At 73.1% G+C, this 25,743-nt stretch carries 17 protein-coding genes; 10 read left to right on the top strand and 7 right to left on the bottom strand.

What is annotated here, in order from left to right; genetic code table 11:
* Window positions 1–201: 201 nt before the first annotated feature.
* The 5 genes from BCD48_RS33125 to BCD48_RS33145 form a co-directional block, all read right to left on the bottom strand.
* Entirely contained in the window at window positions 202–5,091 is a 4,890-nt protein-coding gene (locus BCD48_RS33125; protein ID WP_083419572.1) for an alpha-(1->3)-arabinofuranosyltransferase domain-containing protein, read from the bottom strand.
* The gene (locus BCD48_RS33130) at window positions 5,088–6,518 is read right to left on the bottom strand and encodes a glycosyltransferase family 4 protein (protein ID WP_241842185.1); all 1,431 of its coding nucleotides are present in this window, start codon (window positions 6,516–6,518) and stop codon (window positions 5,088–5,090) included. Before BCD48_RS33130 ends, BCD48_RS33125 begins: the two co-directional genes overlap by 4 nt.
* Entirely contained in the window at window positions 6,515–8,140 is a 1,626-nt protein-coding gene (locus BCD48_RS33135) for a hypothetical protein (RefSeq protein ID WP_241842186.1), read from the bottom strand. The genes BCD48_RS33130 and BCD48_RS33135 overlap by 4 nt, the downstream gene beginning before the upstream one ends.
* Window positions 8,141–8,286: 146 nt before the next feature.
* The gene (locus BCD48_RS33140) at window positions 8,287–9,288 is read right to left on the bottom strand and encodes a GDP-mannose 4,6-dehydratase (RefSeq protein WP_071052361.1); all 1,002 of its coding nucleotides are present in this window, start codon (window positions 9,286–9,288) and stop codon (window positions 8,287–8,289) included.
* 67 nt (window positions 9,289–9,355) lie between these two features.
* Entirely contained in the window at window positions 9,356–11,629 is a 2,274-nt protein-coding gene (locus tag BCD48_RS33145; protein WP_312622779.1) for a DUF459 domain-containing protein, read from the bottom strand.
* Between the two features lie 174 nt (window positions 11,630–11,803).
* On the opposite strand from BCD48_RS33145, the gene BCD48_RS33150 reads away from it, so the two are divergent.
* The 4 genes from BCD48_RS33150 (at window position 11,804) to rpsA (ending at window position 17,691) form a co-directional block, all read left to right on the top strand.
* Window positions 11,804–12,418 (top strand): hypothetical protein, encoded by a 615-nt coding sequence (locus BCD48_RS33150; RefSeq protein ID WP_131804146.1) that lies wholly within the window; start codon window positions 11,804–11,806, stop codon window positions 12,416–12,418.
* 246 nt (window positions 12,419–12,664) lie between these two features.
* Complete coding sequence (locus BCD48_RS33155; protein WP_241842191.1) at window positions 12,665–14,119, top strand: glycosyltransferase family 39 protein; 1,455 nt, start codon at window positions 12,665–12,667, stop codon at window positions 14,117–14,119.
* Between the two features lie 136 nt (window positions 14,120–14,255).
* Window positions 14,256–15,863, top strand: a complete 1,608-nt coding sequence (locus BCD48_RS33160) for an acyltransferase family protein (protein WP_071052329.1) — start codon at window positions 14,256–14,258, stop codon at window positions 15,861–15,863.
* Window positions 15,864–16,212: 349 nt separating this feature from the next.
* A complete protein-coding gene (gene rpsA / locus BCD48_RS33165) occupies window positions 16,213–17,691 on the top strand; it encodes a 30S ribosomal protein S1 (protein WP_071052330.1) in 1,479 nt (492 codons plus the stop codon).
* A 204-nt stretch (window positions 17,692–17,895) separates the two neighbouring features.
* On the opposite strand, the gene BCD48_RS33170 is transcribed toward rpsA, so the two are convergent.
* Window positions 17,896–19,299: a PucR family transcriptional regulator gene (locus BCD48_RS33170; RefSeq protein WP_071052331.1), complete on the bottom strand. Its 1,404-nt coding sequence runs from the start codon at window positions 19,297–19,299 to the stop codon at window positions 17,896–17,898.
* A gap of 296 nt (window positions 19,300–19,595) precedes the next feature.
* Between BCD48_RS33170 and BCD48_RS33175 the strand changes: the two genes are divergently transcribed.
* On the top strand, window positions 19,596–20,663 hold the full coding sequence (locus BCD48_RS33175) for a TerC family protein (protein ID WP_083419574.1): 1,068 nt from the start codon (window positions 19,596–19,598) through the stop codon (window positions 20,661–20,663).
* A gap of 136 nt (window positions 20,664–20,799) precedes the next feature.
* On the opposite strand, the gene BCD48_RS33180 is transcribed toward BCD48_RS33175, so the two are convergent.
* Window positions 20,800–21,516: a hypothetical protein gene (locus BCD48_RS33180; RefSeq protein ID WP_083419575.1), complete on the bottom strand. Its 717-nt coding sequence runs from the start codon at window positions 21,514–21,516 to the stop codon at window positions 20,800–20,802.
* Between the two features lie 84 nt (window positions 21,517–21,600).
* On the opposite strand from BCD48_RS33180, the gene coaE reads away from it, so the two are divergent.
* From coaE to BCD48_RS33205, 5 genes are all read left to right on the top strand, one after another.
* Window positions 21,601–22,194, top strand: coding sequence for a dephospho-CoA kinase (gene coaE / locus BCD48_RS33185; protein WP_071052365.1), 594 nt, complete (start codon window positions 21,601–21,603; stop codon window positions 22,192–22,194).
* 67 nt (window positions 22,195–22,261) lie between these two features.
* Window positions 22,262–23,014, top strand: coding sequence for a class I SAM-dependent methyltransferase (locus BCD48_RS33190; RefSeq protein WP_071052332.1), 753 nt, complete (start codon window positions 22,262–22,264; stop codon window positions 23,012–23,014).
* Window positions 23,015–23,231: 217 nt separating this feature from the next.
* On the top strand, window positions 23,232–24,311 hold the full coding sequence (locus BCD48_RS33195) for a M4 family metallopeptidase (RefSeq protein WP_071052333.1): 1,080 nt from the start codon (window positions 23,232–23,234) through the stop codon (window positions 24,309–24,311).
* A gap of 139 nt (window positions 24,312–24,450) precedes the next feature.
* Entirely contained in the window at window positions 24,451–24,762 is a 312-nt protein-coding gene (locus tag BCD48_RS33200) for a protealysin inhibitor emfourin (protein ID WP_071052334.1), read from the top strand.
* Window positions 24,763–25,310: 548 nt separating this feature from the next.
* Window positions 25,311–25,661 carry a GlsB/YeaQ/YmgE family stress response membrane protein gene (locus tag BCD48_RS33205; RefSeq protein WP_071052335.1) on the top strand — a complete coding sequence of 117 codons (351 nt, stop codon included), beginning with the start codon at window positions 25,311–25,313 and terminating at the stop codon, window positions 25,659–25,661.
* Window positions 25,662–25,743: the final 82 nt, after the last annotated feature.

Genomic DNA, 25,743 nt, shown 5'->3' on the forward strand with positions numbered 1-25,743 from the left:
GCATGATCTGCCCACGCATCGTGTGCGGGTGATGACGCTCCGTGCTGACTCAAGGGCAAACCCGGCGTCATCGGTCGCCATCGGTTAGCACGGGAGTGTGATGGCATGGCCCGCATCGCCCGCCATGACCCGGGCGGGCTCGTCAGGGCCGAGCCGCCTCGGTGCGCCGGACCGGCGGTCCGGCGCACCGAGGCGGCTGGCCTACCTGGCAGAGGGCTCAGTCTCGGCGCCGGCCGCCGCGTCCGGTGGCGGCACGGTCCCGCCGGCCTCGTCCTCGTCCTCGTCCTGGGCCCCGTCCCTGCCCTCGGCCTCGGCCGCTCGCCGGCTGGCGTGGCCATGCAGGAGCGCGAGCGCGGCGTCGGCGCCGAGGAAGAGCACTGCGAGCCACGACACGGTCGCGACCTTGTCGAACTCCGACACCCACGAGCCGTTGACTGACAGGTTGTAGCGGACCTGCACCTCGATGACATAGGCCGCGGCCGCGGCGAGCGCGGCCACCGAGCCGGCCCGCAGCAGCACCCGCCCGCGAGGCGCCAACGCCGCCACCAGCGTCACCGCGGCCGTGGCCGCGCCGGCGGCCGGACTGACGATGAACGCCCCGATGGCCGCCGTCCCCAGGACCAGCGGCGCCACTTGGCGCAGCGGCAGCCGCGGCGTGGCGGCGAACGGCCGGTCCAGTCTCGGCAGGTCGCGGACGGGCGCGGCCGGCCAGCCGGCCTTGCGCCGCCGCCGGCCCGTCACACCGAGCAGGGCCAGGCACAGCACCACCGTCACGACGGAGACGGTCAACGCGGCGAAGACCACCCGCTGCGGCGTCCAGGTGAGCTGGACCTTGAAGGTCTCCGACTCCGGGTCGATCCGCCAGCCGTCGGCATAGCCGTCGACGAGCTGGGGCGAGCCGATGTCGGTGTTCTCGTCGATCTTGCCGTGCCAGCCGGGGGAGAGGCTCTGCCCCAGCACCAGCCAGAACGGCGTGCCCGGCTTGGCCCCGGTGACCGTGAGGACGAACGTCGTCGGCCCCGCGACGTCCACCTTGACGGTCGGCGTGGCTGGCGTGGTGGCGGCGGTGCCGGCCACGTTCCCGGACTGGGCCGCGAGGTCGGCCGTCCGCTGCTCGCGGGAGGTGTCCAGGGCGTTGATCGACGTCGCGTCCGGCCAGGTCGTGCCGCCCGCGTCCGAGGCGAAGACCAGCCGGTCCAGGTCGATCCCGGTCTTCGCCCCGTTCGCGGTGCGTACTAGGTGGTCACCGGCCGAGAGCCGCACCGGAGTGCCGCAGGTGCGTACATCCAGGCCGAGCCGGCCGGACGCGTCCTTGGTCGTGCCGTTGATCCGCACGCCGACCGGCAGGCCGTCGACGGTCAGGAGGTCGGTCCGGCAGCCCACGGAGAGGTCGGCCGGCGGCTGCGCCGTCGACGCCGTCTGGCCGGTGCCCTTCACGCCCGGCAGCTCGATCTCCGCGATGCCGACCGGCGTCGTCATGATCGCGCCGGAGATCGTGTCCTTCGTCGTCACCGGGCGGACCGCGTCGACGACGAAGCGGATCTGGTGTCCGCTGCCCACCGGCAGCGGCACCGTCACCGTGGTGGTGGCTCCCCGCTTGCCCGCCGCGTCGGCGAGCGGCGGCACGTCGACCGTGCCGGCCCGCTGGCCGTCGACCTCGACGCCGAGCTTCGTCGGCACCGAGTGCCGCCCGTCGGTCACCAGGGTGAGCTTCGCCGTCGACAGAGTGACGTCGTCCAGCGACGTCAGCTGCAGCCAGTTGCCGCTCTGGTCGCCGAAGCCGGGCGACCATGCCGTGGCGGTGTCGCCGTCGAAGGCGGCCGAGCCGCGGGCGTCGATGTCACCGGGCAGCCGGCCCGAGGACACCACCAGCGGCGGGCCGTCCGGCCGGCCGAGCAGCTTGTCGATCACGTCGTCCGACGCGTAGGAGGAGAGCCTCGCGGTGCCGGTCAGGCTGAACGCGCGGTCGGTCGGCAGCGAGAACACACGGGCGATCGTCGACTCGGTGTCCTCCTTGAACGGCTCGGCCGGGTTCGCCCGGTCCCGCGTCATCGTCAGCACCAGCGGATGGTCAAGCGAGCCCTGGCCGGCGGTGGCGAGCAGGTCGGTCGGCATCCGCAGCAGGTCCTGCGCGACGGCCGGCTTGGCATCCGCCTTCGGGATCTCCACCTCGGCCAGCCCCACCGCGGAAAGGCCGTCGTAGCTCTTCTGCTTGCCGTAGTTGGTCGTGTCGACGCGGATCGTCAGGGTCTTGAAGGTCCGCTCCGGGAAGGTGATGACCTGGCCCTGGCCGGTCCTGGAACCGTCGATGAGGTCGGCCGTCACCGGCGAGCCGCCGTCGAACGTCAGCGTGACCTTCGTGATCCACCGGTTGCGCGGGCCGGTGAGGGGCTGCACCAGCCGGATGTGGTCGGTGGTGGTGGGCGCGGCGAGCGTCGTCTGCCAGCGCTCGCCCGCCGGGTCGGTGAACGCGCCGACCCGCCACGCCGTCGTCGGGTCGGCGTCGATGGCGTGCACCGGCCGGTCGGCCGGGCCGTAGGCGAACGTGTTGCCATAGCTCGACGCGGTCACCGCCGCGACCTGGGCCTGCTCACCCGGGGCGGTGAGCACGGCGACCGTCTGGTCCGACGTGTCCTGCGCCGGGAACAGCGGCAGCCGGTTGTCGTCCGGGTCCTTCGCCAGCGGCGTGACGCCGGGCTGCTCGACGTAGCCGAAGTTCTCCCGGATGCCGGTCCAGCGCTCCGCCCGCAGCCGGTTCGAGTCGCTCAGGAGCAGCTCGGCGCCGTCGGCGAGGGCCTGGAGCATCCCGTCCCGGTCGCCCGCGAGCGCCCCCGTGTAGAGCACGGTCCGGTTGTTGTCCACGACGTCGGTCAGCAGGCCGGAGGCCGCCGCGTCGACCAGCGCCTCGCCGTTGCCGCTGACGAGCAGCGGGCGGCCGGTGGTGGCGGTGCGGACGATCGGCGTCGGGTCCTTGACCGCGAAGTCGGCGAGCGTCGGCGGGTCGGGCACGGCCGGGTCGGTGCCGAGAGTGATCTCGTCGAGGTAGGGGATCGTCGTCGTCTCGCTCACCAGCGGGCCGTACACCGTCGGCTTCTCCAGGCCGTTCGGCGGCCGCGAGGTGAACAGGTCCCAGTCGGCCCGCGGCCGCGGGCCGCGGAAGCGCTCATACTGGTTGTTGCCGCGCAGCACGACGTCGCCGACGCCCATCAGCCGGGCGACGTCGTAGAGCGAGGACGTCTCGAAGACGCCCTCCTGCAGCCGGCGGTCTAGGGAACGGACGAGGTCGGTGCTGCCGGCCTCGCCGTAGGGGATGAGCTCGCGCTGGACGGTCGGGCGGTCCATCAGACCGTAGGTCACGGTGTCGAGCGTCGAGCCCCACCGATAGTGGGCGAAGTCGGCGCCGGGCAGCTCCAGCACCCGGGTGGCGTTGCCCTTGGCGTTCAGCGCGTCCGCGAGCGCCAGCTCGTAGTCCGGGACGTCCTCGGGCCGCTGCAGGCCCGGCTCCAGGAACTGGCCGCGGAACAGCGGTGCCATGTCCAGCGCGAGCAGCGCCAGCACGACCACCGTCACGGCGGTCGGCAGCACGGAGCCGGGGCGCGCCCGGAAGACCATCCGCCGCCGGCGCCGACGGCCTCGCGCGGCGCGGCCCGCCCCGCCGGCCGACGATCGGCGGGCGGCGGCCTGTGCCATCGACCGCTCGGTGAACGCGGCGATCGCGCCCGCCAGCAGCACCGACAGGCCCAGCACGACCAGTGGCGCCGCGCGCGGCAGCGAGCGCAGCGCGAGCCCCGCCGTCGACCCCTCGGCGAAGTCGCGGAAGAACCGGCCGAGCGGCGACGGGTTGTCGTACGGGTACACGCCGACGGCGACCGTCGTGCCCAGCACGACCAGGCCGACGAAGTAGGCGCGGTGGCCCCAGCGGATCAGCGAAGCGGCCGCGAGCCCCAGCAGCGGCACGGCGAAGCTCACCATCAGCAGCCACAGCGCCTGGGTGTAGCCGACCGCGGGGGTGACCCAGGGGCCGAGCGCGTCCTCGCCGTAGAAGAACCAGTTGCCCAGGCCCCGCAGCACCTCGGAGGCCTGCGAGCTGCTGGCCACCGTCTTGACCGTCTCGGTGAACGCGAGCACGTTCAGGCCGTAGCCGGCCTGCGTGTAGAGCCCGGCCACCCACCAGGCGTTCGCCAGGATCGTCATGATGACGGCGCGGCTGATCAGGCCGCCGGTGGCGCGGAGCGTCGCCTCCCGGGTGCCCCACACCGCGAACGGCAGCCAGAGCAGCGGCGCGAGCATGATCAGGATCAGGCTGGAGGCGTTGATGCTGCCGACCGAGGTGACCACCAGCGCGAACGCGGCCGGCCAGCGCCACGCGTCCGCGCCGCGCCAGCTGCCCTTGCCCTCGCGGGCCTCGCGCAGGCCGCGCACCGTGATCCCGATGAACCAGCCAAGACCGGCGTAGGGCAGCAGGATCGCCGAGATCCGCGCCTCGTACTCCAGCGAGTACGGCGTGAGCATGTAGCCGAACGCGGCGACGACCGAGTACCGGTCGGGCCAGCCGAACGAGCGCAGCAGGAACAGCACGCCGGCGCCGGCGACGAACAGGATGGTGCCGGTCCACAGCCGCTGGGCGACCCAGTCCGGCAGGCCGACGAGGTCCAGCACGTAGTACCAGAGGCCCTGCGGGAACAGGTACCCGATGTTCTGGTGGGTGACGGTGCCCATGCCGACGTCCGGGTCCCACATCGACACCGCGCGGCGCAGCAGCCGGCCCGGGTCGAGGTAGAGGTACGCCTTCGTGTCGGCGCCGATCCGGCCGGGCGACGTGCGCAGCAGCGGCAGGTAGGCGACGGCGGCGAGCAGCAGCGTCGCCCAGGACGGCCGTGGTGGCCGCCAGGCGCGCCACCCGCGGCGGTCGTCCGTACCGGGCGCGTCGGCGCCGGCCGGCTCCGCCGCCGGCTCGGCGGCGTCATCGGCCGTGACGGTCGCGGTGCCAGCGGTCGCCGTGGTACCGGCGCTATCGCCGGCACCGGCCGCGTCACCGCCGGGGCCGCTGGGCCCGGGGAGGCCGCCCGGGTCCTGCGCTGTCAAGGTCACCGCAGCGGCCCGTGCAGCCGGTCGAGACCGCCGGGTCGGGGCGCGCGGCGGCTGTGCTTGGCGGCCTCCTGGACGAGCGCCGCGTACGTCTGGCGGGCGGTGTTGGCCCAGGTGAACGTCGCGGCGTGCGCCAGCGCGCCCGCGACGAGCCGGTCGCGCAGCCCCTGGTCGCCCAGCACCCGGCCGAGCGCGCCGGCGAGGTCACGCGGCTCGACCAGCAGGCCGGACAGCCCGTCGGCGACGGCGTCGGTGTGGCCGGCGATGTTGGTCGCGACGGACGGGGTCCCGCAGGCCGCCGCCTCGGTGATCGTCATGCCCCAGCCCTCGCGGGCCGAGGCGCTGGTTAGCACCCAGGCCCGCCGGTAGAGCGCGAGCAGGCCGTCGTCGTCGACCCGGCCCGGCAGCTTCAGCCAGTCGGCGGCGCGCGCGGCGCGGATCTGGGCCTCCAGCGCCGGGCGCTCGTAGCCCTCGCCGACGATGATCGCCTCCATCGTCGGGTGCTGCTGGCGCAGCCGGACCAGCGCGTCGACGAGGATGTCGAACCGCTTCACCGGCACCAGCCGGCCGACCGCCAGGACCAGCGGGTGCGGCGAGCGTTCTCCGAGCGGGGCGTAGCGCTCGTCGATGCCCGGCGGGATGACGGAGATGTTCGCCGGTGGCAGCCCGAGCATTTCGATGATCTCGTGGCGGGACGACTCGGACAGCGTCAGCATCCGGGTGCGCCGGTACAGCGGCGGCGCGATGGTGCTCTCCAGCGTCTCGCCGATCTTCGCCAGCGGCGGCTTCAGCACCATCCGCCACATCTCGCCATGGACATGGTGCAGGAACACGACCCGGGGGCAGGGCGCCCACACCGGGGAGAAGAACGGCATGCCGTTCCAGATCTCCACCAGGCCGTCCCAGGGGCCGCCGTGGCCGAGCGCGCCGGAGATCGCCGAGCGCGGGAACACCATGTACCGGCCGGCCTTGCGCACGACGGAGTAGCCGTTGCGGGTCGCCGTCTCCAGGTGGCCAGGGGCGTGCGCGGTGCGCATGCTCACGTCGACGCCGGCCGCGGCCCAGGCCGCGGCGACCTGGTCGGCGTGCAGCTCGGAGCCGCCGGCCTCCGGGTCGTCCAGGTCGCGCCAGGCGAGCATGTGCACGCGGCGCACGCCCGAGCGCTCGACCAGCTCCGCGAGGGTGGGCTCGCGCGCCTCGATCCACGGCGCCTGGCGCGGCTCGGCGAGCCGCACGGCCGAGCCCGGCCGCCCGCCGCGCGCCGGCTGCTGACCGGGGATGGCCCTGCCGAGGCCCGCGGGGCTGCCCAGCCTCTCAGCGCCGCTCAGCCTCTCAGCGCCGCTCAGCCTCTCAGCGCCGCTCAGCCTCTCAGCGCCACCCGGCCGCGCGGCGGCGCTCGGACGGCCAGCGCCCTCGTCGAGCGTGCTCATGCGTGCGCCACCTTCGTGGCGGCGCGGCCCGCGCCAGGGGCGGACATCGTCCGGCGGGCCGCGCGGGCGACGAGCAGCCCGGTGACCGCCGCCAGCACGGCCTGGACCGCGAGGTCCATCCGGGCGGTGGTGACCGGCGAGCCGCCGGCCAGGGCGATCAGCCCGGCGGCGGCCGCGGCCGTGAGCCCGAGCGCGACCAGCACGGCGCGCGAGCCCAGGGCCAGCAGGTAGTGGGTGAACAGCACAGTTGCTCCGAGACAGGTCATCGCTGCGGCCAGGGGGAGGAGAGCGCCGGAGGCGTCGGTGAAACGTGGCCCGAAGGCCAGGGACAGAAGGGCCGCGGGCGCGGCGGACGCGGCCACGAGGAGTACGGCGGCTGGCAGCGCGAGGATCGCCAGCGTCGCGCCGAGCTGGTGGAGGGCATGCTCGCCCAGGTGGCGGCGGTCGGCCGCCTCCGGCAGCAGGAAGCCGGCGAGCACCACGGCCCCGAACATCAGCACCTTGCAGGTGACGGACACGGCCGCGTACTGGCCCGACTCGCCGGGGGACAGCCGGCCCTGGATCAGGACGTCGACGTTCTGCAACAGGGCGAGGAATGCCAGCGCCGTAAGCGCGGTGCCCAGCTCCGCCGCCAGCCGGCGCTCCCGCCCGCCGGCCGCGGCCGCGGCCCCCCAGGCCGGCGCGGGGAGTGTCTCGGCGGCCTCGGCTCCTTCGGCGGCCTGGGCCGAGCCGGCGCGGGCCGTCGGTCCGAGAGAGCGGCGGGCGTGTGCGAGCGCGGCCAGCACGCCCAGGAGCACCGCCGTGGCGGCGCCCGTCTGCGCCAGCCCCGCGAGCACCAGGCCGGCCGTCGCCGCGCCCTTCACCGCCGCGTCGACCAGCAGGTTCGCGGCGAGCTCGCGGTAGCGGTGGGCCGCCTGGAGCAGCCCGCGGTCGACGCACAGCAGGCACCAGGCCGCGCCGGCGGTGAGTGTCTCGGCGACCCCGCCCGGCCCCGGCAGCGACAGCTCGTGGGCGAGTGGCCCGCGGGCCACCAGCGCGAGCACCGCGACCGCGACCACGCCCCGCAGCCCCGCACGCCGCACCCGCGCCGCCCAGCCGGCGACCAGGTCGGCCCGGCCGGTGCGGGTCCAGGTGGTCACCCGGCGGACGACGCCGACCAGCAGCGCGCTGCCCGGCATGGAAACGATCATGAAGAGGGCGAACAGCTGGGCGGTCGCTCCGTAGGAGCGGGTGCTCATCGCGCGAGCGATGACGAGGGTGACGCCCAGGTTCGCGACGTTGGCGAGCAGACCGGCGAGCGCCAGCGGCGTCGCCCCGCGCACCGCGCCGCGCAGCCGGCCGCCACCGGCCGCGGGCCTGGCGGCCGCGGGCGTCGCGGTCGCGGGCACGACGACTGGGGGAGCGGTGCCCAGAGGGGCGGTGGCCGGGGCTGGGGCGCACCTGGGTTCGGCGCCCGGCACGGCCGGGCCCTCGGCCGGTCCGGCCGGGCCGGGCGCATCCGTTGCCGGCTTGGCCCAGTCCACTGGGCCCCCCGCGGCCCGGACGGCCGCGAACAGGCCGCCGGGGTTGCCGCCCCGGTTCGCCGGTGTCGCGCGCGGGGGGACGTAGGGGCGCCGTGACATACTGTTACTGTCACGCGGTGTAGCCGGCCGCGCTCCCGGTGTCGCCGGTGGCGTGGCCGGCGCTGCCGCCGATGCTGCCGTCGGTGCACGGCGTCCCACCCAGGCACTGCCGCGGGCCGGGGTGGTCGCGCCGAACCGAGGACCGGTCACCGAATCGTCAGCGCCTGTCCCGCGGCCTCCCGCTCCAGCGCGAGGTCCGCGTCCACCATCATGTCGATGAGGGCGGTGAAGGTGACCGTCGGCTTCCAGCCCAGCTTGTCCATGGCCTTCGACGGGTCACCGACCAGCAGGTCGACCTCGGCCGGGCGGAAGAACCGCGGGTCCTGCTTGACGTAGGGCTCCCAGTCGTCGATGCCGACCCGGGCGAACGAGGCCTGCAGCAGCTCGCGGATGGAGTGCGTCTCCCCGGTGGCGATGACGTAGTCGTCCGGCTCGTCCTGCTGGAGCATCCGCCACATCGCGTCGACGTAGTCGCCGGCGAAACCCCAGTCCCGGCGGGACTCCAGGTTACCCAGGGTGATCGAGTCCTGCAGCCCGAGCGCGATCCGGGCGACGGCGCGGGTGACCTTCCGGGTGACGAACTCGATTCCGCGGCGCGGCGACTCGTGGTTGAACAGCATCCCGGAGCAGGCGAACATGTCGTACGACTCGCGGTAGTTAACCGTGAGGTAATGCCCGAAGGTCTTCGCGACACCATAGGGCGAACGCGGGTGGAACGGCGTCGTCTCCCGCTGCGGCGTCTCTCGGACCTTGCCGAACATCTCGGACGAGCTCGCCTGGTAGAAGCGCATCCGGGAGACATCGCTGCCGGCGGTGATCCGCAGCGCCTCAAGGATACGCAACACACCCATCCCGGTCGTCTCGCCCGTCAGCTCGGCCTGTTTCCAGGACAGTCCGACGAAGGAGATGGCGCCGAGGTTGTACACCTCGTCCGGCTGTGAGATCTCCACAGCGCCGATCAGTGAGGACAGGTCGGTAAGGTCGCCCTCCAGTAGCTGGACGCCTGGGATGATCCGCTCGACGGTGGCCACCTTGGGGTTGGACTGGCCCCTGACCAGTCCAAACACCTCGTAGCCCTTGGCCGTGAGCAGCTCTCCCAGGTACAGACCATCCTGGCCGGTGATCCCTGTAATGAGCGCGCGAGGCACGATCACCCTCCTGTCTGAGTGCGGCACGCTGCCGTCGAAAAGGTTAGCGTTCGGTAAAGCACGCAGGTCAGCCGGGGGACGTGGTCGTCCCCACGGAGGGACGATCCGCATCTGTCGGACGAACCAGCCCAACAATCGCGGGAAGCAACGCCTGGCCAACTATGCGCCCACCAGGGGCAGTAATATGCACGCCGTCGTCCCGGGTGAGGATGCCGTTCACGTGGTCCATGTACCGGTTGCCCGGCGTGAGTACCCCGTTGAGATCCGCGATGGTCGCCACGTCCCGGTGCCGGCCGGCCGCCGCTCGCAGCAGCTGGTTGAACCGCGCCACCCGCTCTGACTTCGTCTCCGGGTACTGCGTCCCGTCCGGCCCCTCGCGGGCGGCGACCGCGGGTGTGGTGAACAACACTACCTTCGCCCCGCGCGCGGACAGCGTCGTGATCGCCAGGTCCAGCTGGGACGCGAGGTAGGTGTCGAACTTCGGCTCGCCGACATGGGTCCATTCGCCGTCCATCAGCTGGTCGGTGACCTCCCAGCGGCCGACCAGCAGCGCCGCGATGTCCGGATTGACCTCGTTCACACGTTTGGTGAACCGCGCCGGCCACTGGTCGCAGCCGATCGTCGTCAGCCCGGGCTTGCCGTCCAGTTTCCTGGCCGGCAGCCGCGCCACCCCGCAGCCGAGCATGGAGGCGTCCGCGAGCTGCACGTTCATCGACGCGGCCACGTCGCCGAACTGGCTGCCGATCAGCGTCGTCGCCAGCGAGTCCCCGGCGATGAGCATCCGCAGCGGCCGGTTGCCCTGCGCGTCCGGCGCCGCCGTGGGCAGGGCCCCACCCGCCTGGACCCTCGCCGCGAGCTTCTCCAGGTCCGCGGGGCTGCGGGCGCTGGACGCCTGGGTGCTCGTCGCCAACACGGCCACCGCGACGACGCCGGCCATCACCGCCGGCGTGGTGACCACCGGCATCGGGATGCGGATCGACCGGCGCCGGATCGGGTTCTCGATCAGGTAGAACGACAGGAGCGTGCAGGCCATGGTCGCGGCGATCCTGGCGCCCAGCAGGGCGGGGCCGTGCAGGCCCGTCCGCCCCGCGGTGAGCGTCAGCAGGACCGGCCAGTGCCACAGGTACAGGCCGTAGGAGATCTTTCCGATGTAGGTCAGCGGCGGGATCGACAGCACCTTCGCGACGGCCGAGCCCGGCACCTCGACGATCGACGCGACCAGCACCGCGACGATGATCGCGACGCCGAGGAACCCGCCGGCGTACAGCCCGCGCGACTGGCCATCGACCGTCGCCCACAGCGCCACCAGTGCCACCAGCGCCACTCCGCCGGCGTACCCGAGCACCTTCTTGCCACGTGCCGTGAAGCCGGCCCGGCGCTGCGCCCGCCACACCGCCAGCGCCGCGCCGATCAGCAGCGCCTGGACACGAACCTCGGTGCCGTAGTAGATCCGCGACGCGTCGACGCCGACGAGCAGCAGCACGATGCCGATCAGTGCGCTCATCTCGGCGCCCAGCACCGCGACCGCCAGCGCCGCCGACTGCGCCTTGCGCCGCTGGCCCTTCCACTTGTCGACCGTGCGCGCGCTGTGCCGCATCAGCAGGAACACGATCAGCGGCCAGAGCACGTAGAACTGCTCCTCGACCGCCAGCGACCAGGTGTGCAGCAGCGGCGACGGCGCCGAGAAGTGGTCGAAGTAGCTCTGGTTCGACAGCGCGAACCGCCAGTTGGCGACGTAGAACAGCGACGCCAGCATGTCCAGGCGGATCTTCGTGATGTCACCCGGCGCGGCGAAGAACCGCGCATAGGCGGAGATCGCCAGCAGCAGGAGCAGGAAGGCGGGTAGCAGCCGGCGGGCCCGCCGCGTCCAGAAGTCCTTGAGGTCGATGCGCCGGGTGGCCCGGTACTCGGCGATCAGCAGGCCAGTGATCAGGAACCCGGAAAGCACGAAGAACGTGTCCACGCCCAGCAGTCCGCCGGGAACCCAGGACAGTCCCGCGTGATAGCAGATCACCGCGAGTACCGCGAGCGCGCGCAGCCCGTCCAGCCCGGGGGAGTGGACGATCGGCGCGAGGAAGGTCCCGGTGGTGTCGGAGTCCCCCGGGCCGATCGCGGTGCTCGCCGGCGCGGCCGTCGGGTCCAGGAGCATCAGCCCTGTGGTCTTGGGCTCCTCCGGGTCGAACTCGTCGTCGCCATCGTCAGCGCGCCGCCCCGGCGGGCGCCGGGTGTAGGTCGGGTCCGGCGCGCGCGTGGGAGCTGGGCCGCGCCCGCGGGCGCCGCGCTCGATGGCGCCGCGTGCGAGCGCGATGGTGTGCTGGCCGGCGTCCTCATCATCGCGCACGCGCCGGCCGTCCGGACGCGCCCCCTGACGGCGCGTGTCCCCGCGCGCGGCGTCATCGCGCCGCGCGTCGCCGGGGCGTCCGCCGCCGACGCGCGTGGGCCGGTCGCCGCCGCGGGGGCTCCTGTCGGGTCGGCGAAGCCCGGGATCCCTGTCGGATCCGGGGTCCCTGCCCGATTGGCGAAGCCGATCTGCTGGGAGGTCTGTCGGGGGCTCTGTCGGGGGGTCCGGGTCGCCCGCGGCGCCGCGTCCTCGCGCGGCGCGCTCGCCGGTGACCCCGCGGTATGGGCCTGCGGGCGCGCGCGTCGCGTCGCGCCCGCCGTGGTCGCGCCCGGAGCCGTCCAGGCCGGCGGCATCGCGGCCGCGGCCATCGCGTCGGCCGCCCTCGCGCCCGTCGCCGTACGAGCCGACCCGGTGCCAGTGGTCCCCTCGGCCCGCTCCCGCGCGGGAGCCGTCGCCGCGGCCGGCGCCCGCGTCGCCGCGTTCGTCGTCGTAGCCGTCGTCCCGGTGCTCGTCGCCACCATGGGCGTCACCGCCGCGGCTGTCGTCCTCGCGTCCGCGACCGTCGTGCTGGTCGTCGTCGGGGCGGCCGGCTCGGGCGGGCGAATGATCGCGGAAGCGGGCGGTGTCGGAGATCCGGACGGTGTCAGCGTCTTTGCCGCTCAGCCGGGGCCTCCTCCCGCTCGTCCGCCAGTCGTGATCGGCGGCCCGCCTCCAGCTGACCGCTCTGCGAAGTATGCGGTAGCCCCGGCGTGGTCCCGCGCGCGCGTCCTCGGCTATATCGCACGGTGAACCGCCGGCCGCGCGAGGCTTCGCCATCGTCGCGCGGCCTTTGGCTGGTATCGCATGGTGAACCGCCGGCCGCGCGAGGCTTCGCCATCGTCGCGCGGCCTTTGGCTGGTACCGCACGGTGAACCTCCGGCCGCGCGAGGCCTCGCCCCGAGGCCAATCGTCACACCTATCGCGCTCAGATGACTGGAGGCGCCTTGGTACTTTCCGGCCGTGACCAAGACCGCTATCGCGCCGGTTCCGGCGGAGATGCCCGAGACCGGCGGCCCAGGGCCGCGGAACCGGCGCTGGTGGCTGCTGTTGGTCCTGATCATGGCTGTCGGTCTCGGTGTCCGGCTGTGGTATCTGTTCGGCTGGATGCACCCGGCGGTTGTGCAGGGCGACCCGCTCTACTACCACGATGCGGCCAACCTGTTCGCCGACGGGCGAGGCTGGCCCGACCCGTACGAGCTCAGACTGAACCACCGGTATGTGCCGGACGCGCAGCACCCGCCGCTGACCAGCGCGCTGCTCGCGCTGCCGTCCCTCGTCGGCCTCACCACGTTCCTCGAGCACCAGGTGTTCGACTGCCTGCTCGGAACGCTGACCATCCTGGTCGTCGCGCTGACCGGGAGGCGCGCCGCCGGGCCCACGGCCGGGCTGGTCGCGGCCGGGCTCGCCGCCGTCTACCCCGGCATGTGGATCAATGACCCGCTGCTGATGTCGGAGACGACCGGGATCCTGGCCTGCTCGGCGGTGCTCTGGCTCGCCTACCGGTTCTGGGACCGGCGCGGCTACCTGGACGCCGCCCTGCTGGGGCTCGCCACCGCCGCGGCGGCGCTGGCGCGGGCCGAACTGCTCCTGCTCTCGGTCTTCCTGGTGACGCCGCTGGTTCTGCTGGCCCGCGCGCCTGGAGGGCCAAAGGAGGTGCGAAAATGGGCCTCCTTCGCACCTCCGGCGGCCCCTCATCCTCGGAACACCGAAGCGCTCCCGGCGGCCAGGGCGTCATGGGCGCGCAGGGCGGGGATGCTCGCGGCCGCCGGGGCGGCCTGCGTCCTGGCGATCGCGCCGTGGGCCGGCTACAACCTGAGCCGGTTCAACGAGCCCGAGTACCTGTCCACGGGGCTCGGCACGACGCTCGCGGTCACGCACTGCGACACGACCTACCACGGCACATTCCTCGGCTGGTGGGACTTCAAGTGCATCCTGAAGATCCAGAACGAGCCGACCGAACGCTCCGAGCGCGATGTCTTCTATCGCGACGCCGCCTACCGGTACATCGGCGACCACAAGGCCGAACTGCCGAAGGTCGCGCTGGCCAGGGCCGGGCGGACCTGGGGGGTGTTCCGGCCGTTCCAGCAGGTCCGGTTCGACACGATCGAGTCACGGCCGGCGGGGCTCAGCAAGGCGGCGCTGTTCTCGCTGTGGGTGCTGCTGGCCGCGGGCGCCGTCGGCGCGGTGCTGCTGCGCCGACGCCGCGCGTTGCTGCTGCCGCTGCTCGCGCTGCCGGGGGCGCTGACCGTCGCCTCGACGATGGTCTACGGGACCAGCCGTTTCCGCGCCGTCGCGGAGCCGGCGGTGGTGCTGCTCGCCGCCGTCGCGTTCGCCTCCATCCGCGCCCGCTTCGTCCCCCGCGGCCGCCACAGCGACTCGCGGGTGACGGCGCGCGCCGGGCAGGCGGGCCAGGCTCCGACCCGGCCACGGGCCGAGACCCCGGCCGTGTGAGCCCGGCCGATCCGCTGATCACCGTCGGTCCACCCGTGGTCCTGAGTGGTTATCCACGCCGCCGCCCGCGAGGCAAGGACGGAGCCGGCTGGTACCTTGCGACCGTGCCGGACCGCAGCCACCCCCGGCCCGCGCCATGACCGGGGCCGGGCTTCGCCAGCTCGGGCGCCCGGACGACCCGACGACGGTCGCGGTCGACGCCGGCACCACCATCGTGTCCGAGGCGCCGCTGGCTCCCGCGGACGCGGCCCCGGCCACCGCGGCGGCCGCCCCGCGCCGGGACGCGACGATCTTTCCCGGGTTCGACGGGCTGCGGGCCATCGCGGCGCTGCTCGTGATCGTCGTCCACGCCGGTTTCGTGACCAACCTGACGCTGCGGACCTCGCTCGGGCCGTACGCCGCGCGGGCCGAGATCGGCGTCGCGGTCTTCTTCCTGATCTCCGGCTTCCTGCTCTACCGGCCGTTCGTGGCGCGCCACCTCGCGCTGGCCGACCAGGGCGGCGGCCGGGACGTCCCCGACGCCGGGGGCTTCCTGCTGCGCCGGTTCATGCGGATCGTCCCGCTGTACTGGCTGGTGTTCGTGATCAGCCTGGTCGTCATCACCGACAAGATGATCGTCGCGAACATCTGGGGCCTGATCGAGTGCCTGCTGTTCGTGCAGGGCTACCGGCAGTCATGGGCGCTGCAGGGCCTCACCCAGGCCTGGACGCTCGACATCGAGGTCGCGTTCTACCTGTTCGTCCCGCTCTACGCGTGGCTGCTCGGCCGGCGGGTGCGCACGCCGCGTACCCAGCTGTGGCTCGAGCTGACCGGCGTCGCCGCGCTCTATCTGGTGGGCACCCTGGTGCACTGGCGGATGATCGGCACCGACATCGGGCCGGCCGACGGCTGGTCGGTGTGGCTGCCGGTGTGGTGGGACCTGTTCTCCATGGGCATGTTCCTCGCGGTCGTCTCGGCCTGGTACGGCCGGCAGGGGCGTCATCCGCGCTGGTCGACGCTGCCGTTCTCCGGCACGGTCTGCTGGCTGCTCGCGGCCGTCTGCTACTGGGTGGCCAGCAGGAAGATCGGGCTGCCGCTGTGGCCGATCTACGACGTCACCGCCCGGACGGACATGGGCAAGCACCTGTTCTACGGGCTGTTCGGCTTCTTCCTGCTGCTGCCGGCGGTGTTCGGCCCGCAGCGGCGCGGGTTCGTGCGCCGGTTCCTGTCCAGCCGGGTGATGACCTTCCTCGGCTCGATCTCCTACGGCATCTACCTGTGGCACCAGACCGTCATCGACGTGGTGATGGTGCGCGGCGGCTGGAAGATGTGGCAGGTCTCGTTCGCCCCGTTCTTCGCGGTGGTCCTGGTGATCACCGTGGCGCTGGCGACGCTGACCTACTACCTGGTCGAACGGCCATGCCAGAACCTCGCTCGCGACTGGGCCCGGCGCTGGAAGAACCGCCCCCGCCGCGGCCGCGCGTTGAGCGCGGCCGGCTCCTCGGCCAGGCACGGCCCCACGGCGGCCGGCCGCCCGGCCGCGGCCGGCGCGCTGGGGACGGCCGCGCCGGCTCTCCCGGTGCCCGCCTTCCCGGCGTCGGCGGCGCCGGCACCCGCGGTGGCCCCGGTGGTGGGGCCGGCGGGTGATGTCGCGGTCGCGAGCGTGCCGGACGAGACAACCATCCCTCCCCTCCCCGAGCCGCACCAACCGGATAGAGTCGGGTGGCGGGAGGACACGGGCGGCCATTTCGCCTCGAGCGACTGACCGTCGCCGCCGCCCTGTGGCCGCGTTTCCCAGGGCCGTGATGCCGCCTCGGAGGGTCGTCCTCCGGGCCCCCGATGTCGGGCTTCGCCCGGCCTGCGAAGTCGCGGGGTTCGTCCGACGTGGGCCTGCGACAGCCTCCCGTTGACCTCGCCGGAGAGGCTTCCCTAGACTGGGAGTCAGCGCGAGGGTCTGTGGGTCTCGGACCGAGCAGATCCACTCGAGCAGTCGTTATCGGTTCTGACAGTGTCGTTGTCAGCGCAATGTCGTTGTAGCGCGTTCTCTGTCCCTCCGTCCCGGCGGTTCGACCCGGCTCTCGCGCTGACGTCAACCCCTAGTCGGAGCCGACCCCTTGACGAGCACCACCGACGTTCGACCCGTGGAGACCGTGACCAGCCCSCAAAGCCCGACCACCCCACAGGTCGCGGTCAACGACATCGGCTCGGCCGAGGACTTCCTCGCCGCCGTCGACAAGACGATCAAGTTTTTCAACGACGGTGACATCGTCGACGGCACCATCGTCAAGGTGGATCGCGACGAGGTGCTGCTGGACATCGGTTACAAGACCGAGGGTGTCATCCCGTCCCGTGAGCTATCGATCAAGCACGACGTGGACCCGCACGAGGTCGTGTCGGTCGGTGACCACGTCGAGGCTCTCGTCCTCCAGAAGGAGGACAAGGAGGGCCGGCTGATCCTGTCCAAGAAGCGCGCTCAGTACGAGCGCGCCTGGGGCACGATCGAGAAGCTCAAGGAGGAGGACGGCGTCGTCACCGGCACCGTCATCGAGGTCGTCAAGGGTGGTCTGATCCTCGACATCGGGCTGCGGGGCTTCCTCCCCGCCTCGCTGGTGGAGATGCGCAGGGTCCGCGACCTCCAGCCCTACGTGGGCCGCGAGCTCGAAGCCAAGATCATCGAGCTGGACAAGAACCGCAACAACGTGGTCCTGTCCCGCCGGGCCTGGCTGGAGCAGACGCAGAGCGAGGTCCGCTCGGAGTTCCTGTCGCAGCTGGCCAAGGGCCAGATCCGCAAGGGTGTCGTCAGCTCCATCGTCAACTTCGGCGCCTTCGTCGACCTCGGTGGGGTCGACGGTCTGGTGCACGTCTCCGAGCTGTCCTGGAAGCACATCGACCACCCGTCCGAGGTGGTCGAGGTCGGCCAGGAGGTCACCGTCGAGGTGCTCGACGTCGACCTGGACCGCGAGCGGGTCTCGCTGTCGCTGAAGGCGACGCAGGAGGACCCGTGGCGCCAGTTCGCCCGGACGCACGCCATCGGCCAGGTCGTCCCCGGCAAGGTCACCAAGCTCGTGCCGTTCGGCGCGTTCGTCCGTGTCGACGAGGGCATCGAGGGCCTGGTCCACATCTCCGAGCTGGCCGAGCGCCACGTGGAGATCCCGGAGCAGGTCGTCAACGTCGGCGACGAGATCCTGGTCAAGGTCATCGACATCGACCTCGACCGGCGCCGGATCAGCCTCTCGCTCAAGCAGGCGAACGAGGCCGCCGCGCTCGCGGGCGACGGCGAGACGTTCGACCCGAGCCAGTACGGCATGGAAGCCAAGTACGACGAGCAGGGCAACTACGTCTACCCCGAGGGCTTCGACCCCGAGACGGGCGAGTGGCTGCCGGGCTTCGAGGAGCAGCAGGCCGAGTGGGAGCGGCAGTACGCCGAGGCCCAGTCCCGCTTCGAGGCGCACCAGGCGCAGATCCGCGCCGCCCGCGAGGCCGAGGCCGCCGCGGTCGCGCCGAGCTCCTACACCTCCGAGTCGCAGCAGCCGGCCTCGGCGATCGACGAGGAAGCCCTGCGCCGCCTGCGCGAGCAGTTCGGAAGAGGCTGATCGAGGGCGGCGCGATCGGGGGTGGCCTGGTCGCACGCTGATGCGTGCTCCCAGGCTCCCGCGTGATGCTGCCCCGGGCCCGAGCCCCGGACCCCACGGTCGGGGGGCTTCGCCCCCCGACGCCCCGAGGGGTAACTCTGGGGTCTAACTAGGCGTAAAACGCCCTCGCCGGTTTTGCCGGCGGGGGCGTTTTCGTCTTCGTCCTCAGGGCGCTGGCTGGTCCCAGGCCAGGAGGCGGGCGCCGATTAGGGCTGTCTGGAGGACGTAGCGGTCCGCGGGTGATGCTGGGTCGTGCCTGGTGAGCTGGTGGATGCGGGCCAGGCGGTAGGTGAGGGCGCGGACCGAGAGGTGCAGGCGGCGGGCGGTGGCGAGCGCCACCGCGCCGGTGGCGAAGTAGGCGTCCAGGGTGTCCAGCAGCGGGCCGGCGCCGCCGCGGGCGCCCCGCAGGGGGCCGAGCACGGTCTCCACCAGTTCGGTGAGCGGCTCCCGGTCGCGCAGCAGCACCTTGTAGATGAGCAGGTCGTCGGTGTGGAGGGCGCGGTCGTGCAGGCCCAGCCGGCCGGCGAGCTCGACCGCCGCCGACGCCTCGCCGAACCCGATCCGAACACCCGTCACGCCGGTGCGGGCCCTGCTCACACCCACCCGCCACCCCGTCACGCCGGCCAGCGCCGCCGTGACGGCCGCCACCGCGCGCGGCGCGCCCGGGGCGGCGGTGGCCGCGACGGCGGGCAACGGGGTGAAGCCCGAGGCGCGCCGATCGGCCGCCGAGACGCCTCCGTCGCCCGCCGGGCCGCCCCGGCCGTCCGGCTGGGGCATCGCGGCTTGGCCCGGCCCGGCTTGGCCCGGCCCGGCTTGGCCCGGTTCCCCCAGGGCGCCGGCGGCGCCGTCGGGTTCGGCCTCCTGCGGGACGACGCACACCAACTGCCCGCTCTTGGCCACCACGAGCGGCGGGGTCGGGCAGATCACCCCCAGCGCGGCGTCGACCGCGCGGCTGGTCCCGCGCCCGTCCACGAACCGGCGCTCCCCGGCGGCGACCAGGACGAGGTGCGGAGCCTCCAGCCGCAGCCCGAACGCCGCGGCCCGCTCGAGCACGAGGCCCGGGTCGGTGGCGGTGCCGGTGAGCAGGTCGTCGACGAGCTCCCGGCGCAGCGCCTCCTCGGCCCTGGCCCGGGCGGCGCGGGCCGCCTCGTAGCCCTCGCACACCGCCGCGACCGCGTCGTCGCTCGCCCGCAGCACCGCCGCGGCGGCGGCGCGCGTCCGCTCGGCCGCGCCCGGCGCCTCGGGCCCACCCGGGCGCGGCGTCGTGTCCCCGACGGCGGGCAGCGACGGCCAGGCCCGCCAGGTCGCGGACAGGTAGAGGTCGACGAGCGCCCGCAGCGACGCGCCTGACTCGGCCGCGGCCTGGCCGAGCTCGCGGGACCGGTCCAGTTCCGCCTGGGTGAGCCGGCGGCCGGTCTCGGCGGCCGAGGCGAGCGCCGGGAGGTAGTCGCCCAGCAGGCCGGCGGGCAGCCGGGCGTCCTGGGCGGCGAGCACCGCGGCGCGCGGCAGCCGGGTCAGGCTGGTCCCGGGCAGGCCCGCCGACTCGATGAGCTCGTCGTCGACCGACACCCGTCGTCCTCCGCTCCCGGCCCGAAGGCCACGCGGGCGGGTGAGGCCCAGCGCCGCCCGCTCTTCTTCTTGCCGACTCTCGGCAACCTGGAACCAGCAAACCCCACCTTCTTCGGTCACGCGCTGCCGGGACCTCGAAGGCAACCAGACGTTCAACTAGAAGCAGGTCAGGTTGACGCCTCGACGGAGCCCGGCGCGGACCGGGATCGCGAGCCGGATCCGGCCCGACGGCCGGATCCGCCGTCCACTACCCGCATCCATCCGCCGACTACCCGGACTCTCTAGGAGACACAACCGTGCACGTCCCCTTCTGGGCCTGGGCAGCCTTCGTCGCCGCCCTTGTCGCCCTTCTCGCCATCGACCTGCTCGCGCACCGGCGGGCTCACGTGATCAGGCTCCGCGAGGCGGCGCTGTGGAGCGCCCTCTGGGTGAGCCTGGGAATCGGGTTCGCCTTCGTCATCTGGGCCTGGCAGGGGCCAGAGGCGGCCGGCGAGTACACCGCCGCCTGGCTGCTGGAGAAAAGCCTGTCGGTCGACAACCTCTTCGTGTTCGCCCTGATCTTCGGTTACTTCCGGGTGCCGCGGGAGTTCCAGCACCGGGTGCTGTTCTACGGGGTGCTCGGCGCGCTGGTGCTGCGGTTCGCCTTCATCGCGGGCGGGATGGCGCTGCTGAACGCCTTCCACGTCGTGATCTACCTGTTCGGCGCGTTCCTGGTCTACACCGCGGTGAAGATGGTCCGGGACTCCGGCGTCAACGTCGACCCGGGGCAGAGCCGAGCGGTGCGGCTGCTGCGCCGCGTCATCCCGGTGACCGACCAGTACGAGGGCCAGCACTTCCTGCTGCGCCGGGCCGGCCGGCTCGTCGCGACGCCGCTGCTCGCCGTCCTGGTCGCGGTCGAGACCGCTGACGTTCTGTTCGCGTTCGATTCGGTGCCGGCGGCGCTGGGCGTGACCGATCAGACCTTCCTCGTCTACACGGCGAACGCGCTGGCCATCCTCGGGCTGCGGTCCCTGTTCTTCCTGCTCTCCGGGGCGCTGGACCGGTTCCATCACCTCGGCACGGGCCTGGCGGTCATCCTCGCCTTCATCGGGACGAAGATGCTGCTTTCCGACCTCGTGCACATCCCGATCGCCGTCTCGCTCGGCGTCATCGGCGTGGTGCTGGTGGCCTCGGTCATCTGGTCGCTGGTGACGCCCCCGCCGGCCGACTCCGACGAGGAGGACCCGGGCGCCGCGGACCTGCCCCCCGTGGCCGCGGTGGGTGCGGCCACGGGGGGCGGCCAGGACGCCTCGGTTCCGTCGGAGGACCACGCCGCGCCGCGGGACGCCGACGCCATGAGCGGCCCGTCACGGCCCGACCGCTAGGAGACGCCGCCGGGACGAGACGACGACGAGGTCTCCCGCCCCGGCGTGGAACGCCCCGGTGCCCGGCACACGACGTGCCGGGCACCGAGGCGTACGGACACCCGTATCGCTGGGCCGGTGCCGACGGAGCCGCGTGTTATCCGGGCTCGCCGGGCGCCGCCCCGGGCCGGCCCGCACGCCGGCGAAGCCGGGACCGGACGGCCTGGGCGGCCAGGCGCAGCGCGCCGACGGCGAGCAGGAGCAGCAGGCCCTCGGTGGCGTGGCTGTCCAGCCAGGTGACCAGGCCGCGGGCCCAGGGGGCGACGGCGCGGGCCGCCAGCAGGTAGGCCGTCGTCGAGACGACCGTTCCCGGGATGAGGAAGCGCAGGAAGCGCCGCCAGGGGACGTCGCCGCCGCCCAGGGCCGCGTCGACGGCCGCATTGGTGTTGACCAGGCAGAAGTACAGCAGGGCCCGCTCGGTCGAGCGGCGCGACAGGGCGTTCGCGAGGCGCTGGCCGCCGGGACGCAGCGTCATCAGCGAGCGCAGGTTCGCCCTGGCGACGCCGAAGTAGGCGACGTCGACCAGCGCCCGCAGCGGTACCGCGATCAGCAGGGTCGGCAGGACCGGGGCGGAGCCACCGACCAGGAGCAGGATTGACGGCGTCGGACGCAGCGCGACGAGCAGCAGCGGCGCGCTCGACGCCAGCCGGGTGGACAGCGCCAGCCCCAGCACACCGCCGCCGATGAGCACGGCCAGCAGCACGGCCGGCCACACCCTGGCCGCCCACACCCTGGCCGCCCGCGGACCGGGCCGGGCCGCCGGTGCCGGCGGTGGGCCCGGCCGGGTCCTGATCGGTGCCGGCTGCTCCTCCACCGGTCCAGCATGCCCGTCCGGTGACCTCCGCCCGTCCCCGTGCTCCCCGCTGGTGGGTAGGGCAGACTCGGCGGCGTGCTGACGGTGGGACTTACCGGTGGAATCGGGTCGGGCAAGAGCGCCGTGTCGGCCCGGCTGGCGGAGCACGGCGCGGTGGTGGTCGACGCGGACAAGCTCGCGAGGGATGTGGTCGCGCCCGGCACCCCCGGGCTCACGGCCGTCGCCGAGGCGTTCGGGCCGGGTGTCCTGCGCCCGGACGGCAGCCTGGACCGCGCGGCGCTCGGGCAGATCGTCTTCGCCGACCCGGCGGCGCGCCGGCGGCTCGAGGGCATCACCCACCCGCTGATCCGGGATGAGACCGCCCGGCGGTTCGCTGCCCCGCCGCCGGACGCGGTCGTCGTGCACGACATCCCGCTGCTGGTCGAGGCCGGGATGGGGAAGGGCTACGACCTCGTGGTCGTCGTCGAGGCGCCGCGCGAGCTGCGGCTGGAGCGGCTGGCCGGCCGGGGGCTGCCCCGCGACCAGGCCGAGGCCAGGATGGCCACCCAGGCCGACGACGCGGCGCGACGAGCCGTCGCCGACGTCCTGCTCGACAACTCGGGCACCCTGGCTGGCCTGCATGCTCAGGTCGACGCCCTGTGGCACGACCTCGTCGCCCGCCGCGACGCCCAGCCGTGACCGAAGACCGAGTCATGAGTACATGAGGATCATGTATTTAGATTGGCTAAAGAAGTAGCGTCCGTATATGGCACGCGAATGGGACGCCACGACGTACGACAGCCTGCCCCTCCCGCACGAGCGGTGGGGACGGCGCACGCTGGCTCGGCTGGAGCTGAGCGGCACGGAGACCGTGCTGGACGCGGGTGCTGGTACTGGTCGGGACACCGTCGCGCTGCTGGAGGCGGTGCCGGATGGCCGCGTGATCGCGCTGGATGGGTCCGAGAAGATGCTGGCCGCGCTGCTCGCGCGGCTGGCCGACCGGCCGGACCTGCGTGACCGCCTGACGGTGCTGCGCGCCGATCTGACGACGCCGCTGCCACTGCATGAGCAGGTCGACGCCGTCTTCAGCGTCGCGACCTTCCACTGGATCCCCGACCACGACGCGCTGTTCAAGAACCTCGCCGCCGTCCTGCGCCCGGGCGGCCAGCTGGTCTTCGACTGCGGGGGCCACGGCAACATAGCCACCGTCGAACGGGTGCTCGGCGAGCTCGTCACCGACCGGCCGCCGGTGTGGCCCTTCGCGACCGCCGAGGAGACCGCGGCCCGGCTCACCACGGCGGGCTTCGTCGGCGTCAGGACCTCGCTCGACCCCGACCCGACCCGGCTCGACGACCCCGGCACGCTCCGCCGCTTCCTGGAGACGATCATCCTCGGGACGGACCTGGACCGGCTGCCTGTCGACGAACGCGCCGGGTTTGTCAACGCCGTCGCGGAACGGTTGCCCGAGCCGGTCATCGACTACGTCCGGCTGACCGGCACCGCCCGCCGCGCGGGCTGAGGCGGGCGCCGGGGCGGCCGCCTCAGGCGGCCAGGATGGCCCCGCGGCCGGGCGGACGCCGTGGCCCACGGGGGAGGGTGTGTCGTGACGGAGATGCGTGCCAAGGCTGGACAAGGCGCACCGGAGGCGGAAAGGTCGGTCACGTTGCGCACCATCCGGGGGGCTGGGCTGGCGCGTAGGTGTCGCCCGGCCCTGAGACCGCCACAAGGGAGCCGACGTGCACCTCGAGCCCCGCAGCACCGCGACCACTCGGCAGACGCCCTGCGCCCTCCCGCCGAACATCCTTGAGCGGATCATCCGCAACGGCACCGAGGAACAACGCGACTGGGCGCTGGGCACCCTCTCGCTGGACACGACCAACCGCATGGTCCGGGTACACAACGCGCAGGTGGCGGCCGCGCTGCCGCGGCGCCGGCCGCGTCCGGTGCCGGCGTCGCCCTCCGCGCGCCGTACGATCGCCGACACCCAGGGCACCGAGACACTGCCCGGCAAGACCGTGCGCACCGAGGGGCAGGCGTCGGTCGGCGACGTCGCCGTGAACGAGGCCTACGACGGGCTCGGCGCCACCTTCGACTTCTACTCGACGGTCTTCCACCGCGACTCGATCGACGACGAGGGCCTCGCGCTGCTCGCGACGGTCCACTACGGCGACCACTACGACAACGCCTTCTGGAACGGCGAGCAGATGGTCTTCGGCGACGGCGACGGCGAGCTGTTCAACCGGTTCACGATCTCGCTTGACGTCATCGGCCACGAGCTCACGCATGGCGTGACCGAGGACGAGGCGGGGCTCACCTACCTGAACCAGGCGGGCGCGCTCAACGAGTCGGTCAGCGACGTGTTCGGGTCCCTGGTGAAGCAGTACAAGCTGGGCCAGAAGGCCGGGGACGCCGACTGGCTGATCGGTGAGGGCCTGCTGGCCCCTGGCGTGCAAGGGGTGGCGCTGCGTTCGATGAAGGCGCCGGGAACCGCGTTCGACGACCCGGTCCTGGGCAAGGACGACCAGCCGGCGAACATGTCCGGCTACGTCCGCACCACCTCGGACAACGGCGGCGTGCACACCAACTCGGGTATCCCGAACAAGGCGTTCTACAACGCCGCGGTCACCTTCGGCGGCCACGCCTGGGAGAAGGCCGGCAAGATCTGGTACGAGACGCTGCGCTCGCCGCAGCTGCGCTCGAACGCCTCGTTCGTCGCGTTCGCGAACGTGACGGTCACCCAGGCCAGGACGCTCTTCGACGCCGACGCCGCCAAGGTCGTCGGGGACGCCTGGCGGGCGGTCGGCGTCAAGATCTGAGCCGGCGTCAGTATCTGACAGCCCGCATCCGGTTTCGCCGGGGCACGCGGGGCTGGCGACCCTTCCGGGTCGGGTACCTCGTCGGGCCTCCGGCGGCCGGAGGCTCAACCGTCGTGTGCGCGGGGAGGACAATCGCCGTATGGCTGGGGCCGAGCGGGTGCGAGTCGTGCTGGAACGATCCGGCGGGTTCGCCGGCCGGACGATCCGGCGCGGCCTGGACACCGATGACCTGCCGGCCGCGGAGGCGGACCGCCTGCGGGCGCTCGTCGCCGCGCTCCCGGCGGCCTCCGGGCCGGTCGGGGCCACCGGGCCCGACCGGTTCACCTACGCGGTCGAGGTCGACGCGGGTGGCCGCCGCGGGTTGCACCACTTCGCGGAGCCGGTTCCCGCCGAGGCCAGGGACCTCGTCCAGCTGCTCTCCCGGGCCCCGCTGCTGCCCGCCTCCCGTTAGTGATCCTGGGGACAACGGCCGCCGGGTGTGCGAAAGAAGATCATTTTCGCACACCCTTTGGCCCTCTAGGCCCTCTCCTGCCCCGCGGCGGTCACTGTCCGCCGCCCCCCGCGCCTGTTCCCAATACCCGACCCGCGATCACCGGCGCCCGGCGCGCGGAGCCCAGACCGTGATCGCTGCGTGGGTATGCGGGCCGGCGCTCCATGCCCTATTTTGTCCACTTTGTACATACCTGGCCCGCGATCAGTCTGGCATCTCGCCCGCGCGGCGCGTCGAAGATCGTCGACTGGGCATGCGATCGGACTCCCGTGACCTGGCGGGTGGAGCCCCGTCAAAAGCCGCCCGGTTCCTGCGCCGACCGGGTCTCGGTCCGCCATCAGGGACCAACTCATCCGTTTGACGATCGACGGCCTCGAGAAATGGCCCAGGGCGGGCGCGGCCGGTTCTCGCGAAGATTCCTTTTGGCTTTCGCGCCTCTCGCCCAGCGTTTCCGGGGCGAGGTCCCGGGTATTCCACTGGCCTTACCGTCGAGCACGTCGGAGGCTGCCGTGTTCCAAATCCTGTGGATCGTGATCGGCGGGGCGATCGTCGGCCTGCTCGCCCGCGCGCTGATGCGCCGGGGGAGCGTCCCGCTGTGGGCGACCGTCTGCCTGGGCATTATCGGCGCCCTTGTCGGTAATGTCATCGCCGGCGCGATCGGGGTACGCCACACCGGCGGAATTGACTGGATCCGCCATATTCTTCAGATCGGCGTCGCCTGTGGGCTCGTCGCGCTGGCCTCCCCGTTCTTCCTGCGCAGGCGCACCGGGGGCGGTGGCGTCGGCGGCGGGCCGTCACTGTTCGGCGGTGCTGGCCGCCGTTCCCACAGCCGCGACCGCTCGCACATCGACATGCGGTAGTCACCAGCCGGGTCCGACGCCCGGTTCTCCCCGCACGCCGGCCGAGGGCGCCCGAGCCCCGGCCGGCGGACGCATGCTCGCG

The sequence above is a fragment of the Pseudofrankia coriaricola genome, assembly GCF_001854805.1.
Lineage (GTDB): Bacteria > Actinomycetota > Actinomycetes > Frankiales > Frankiaceae > Pseudofrankia.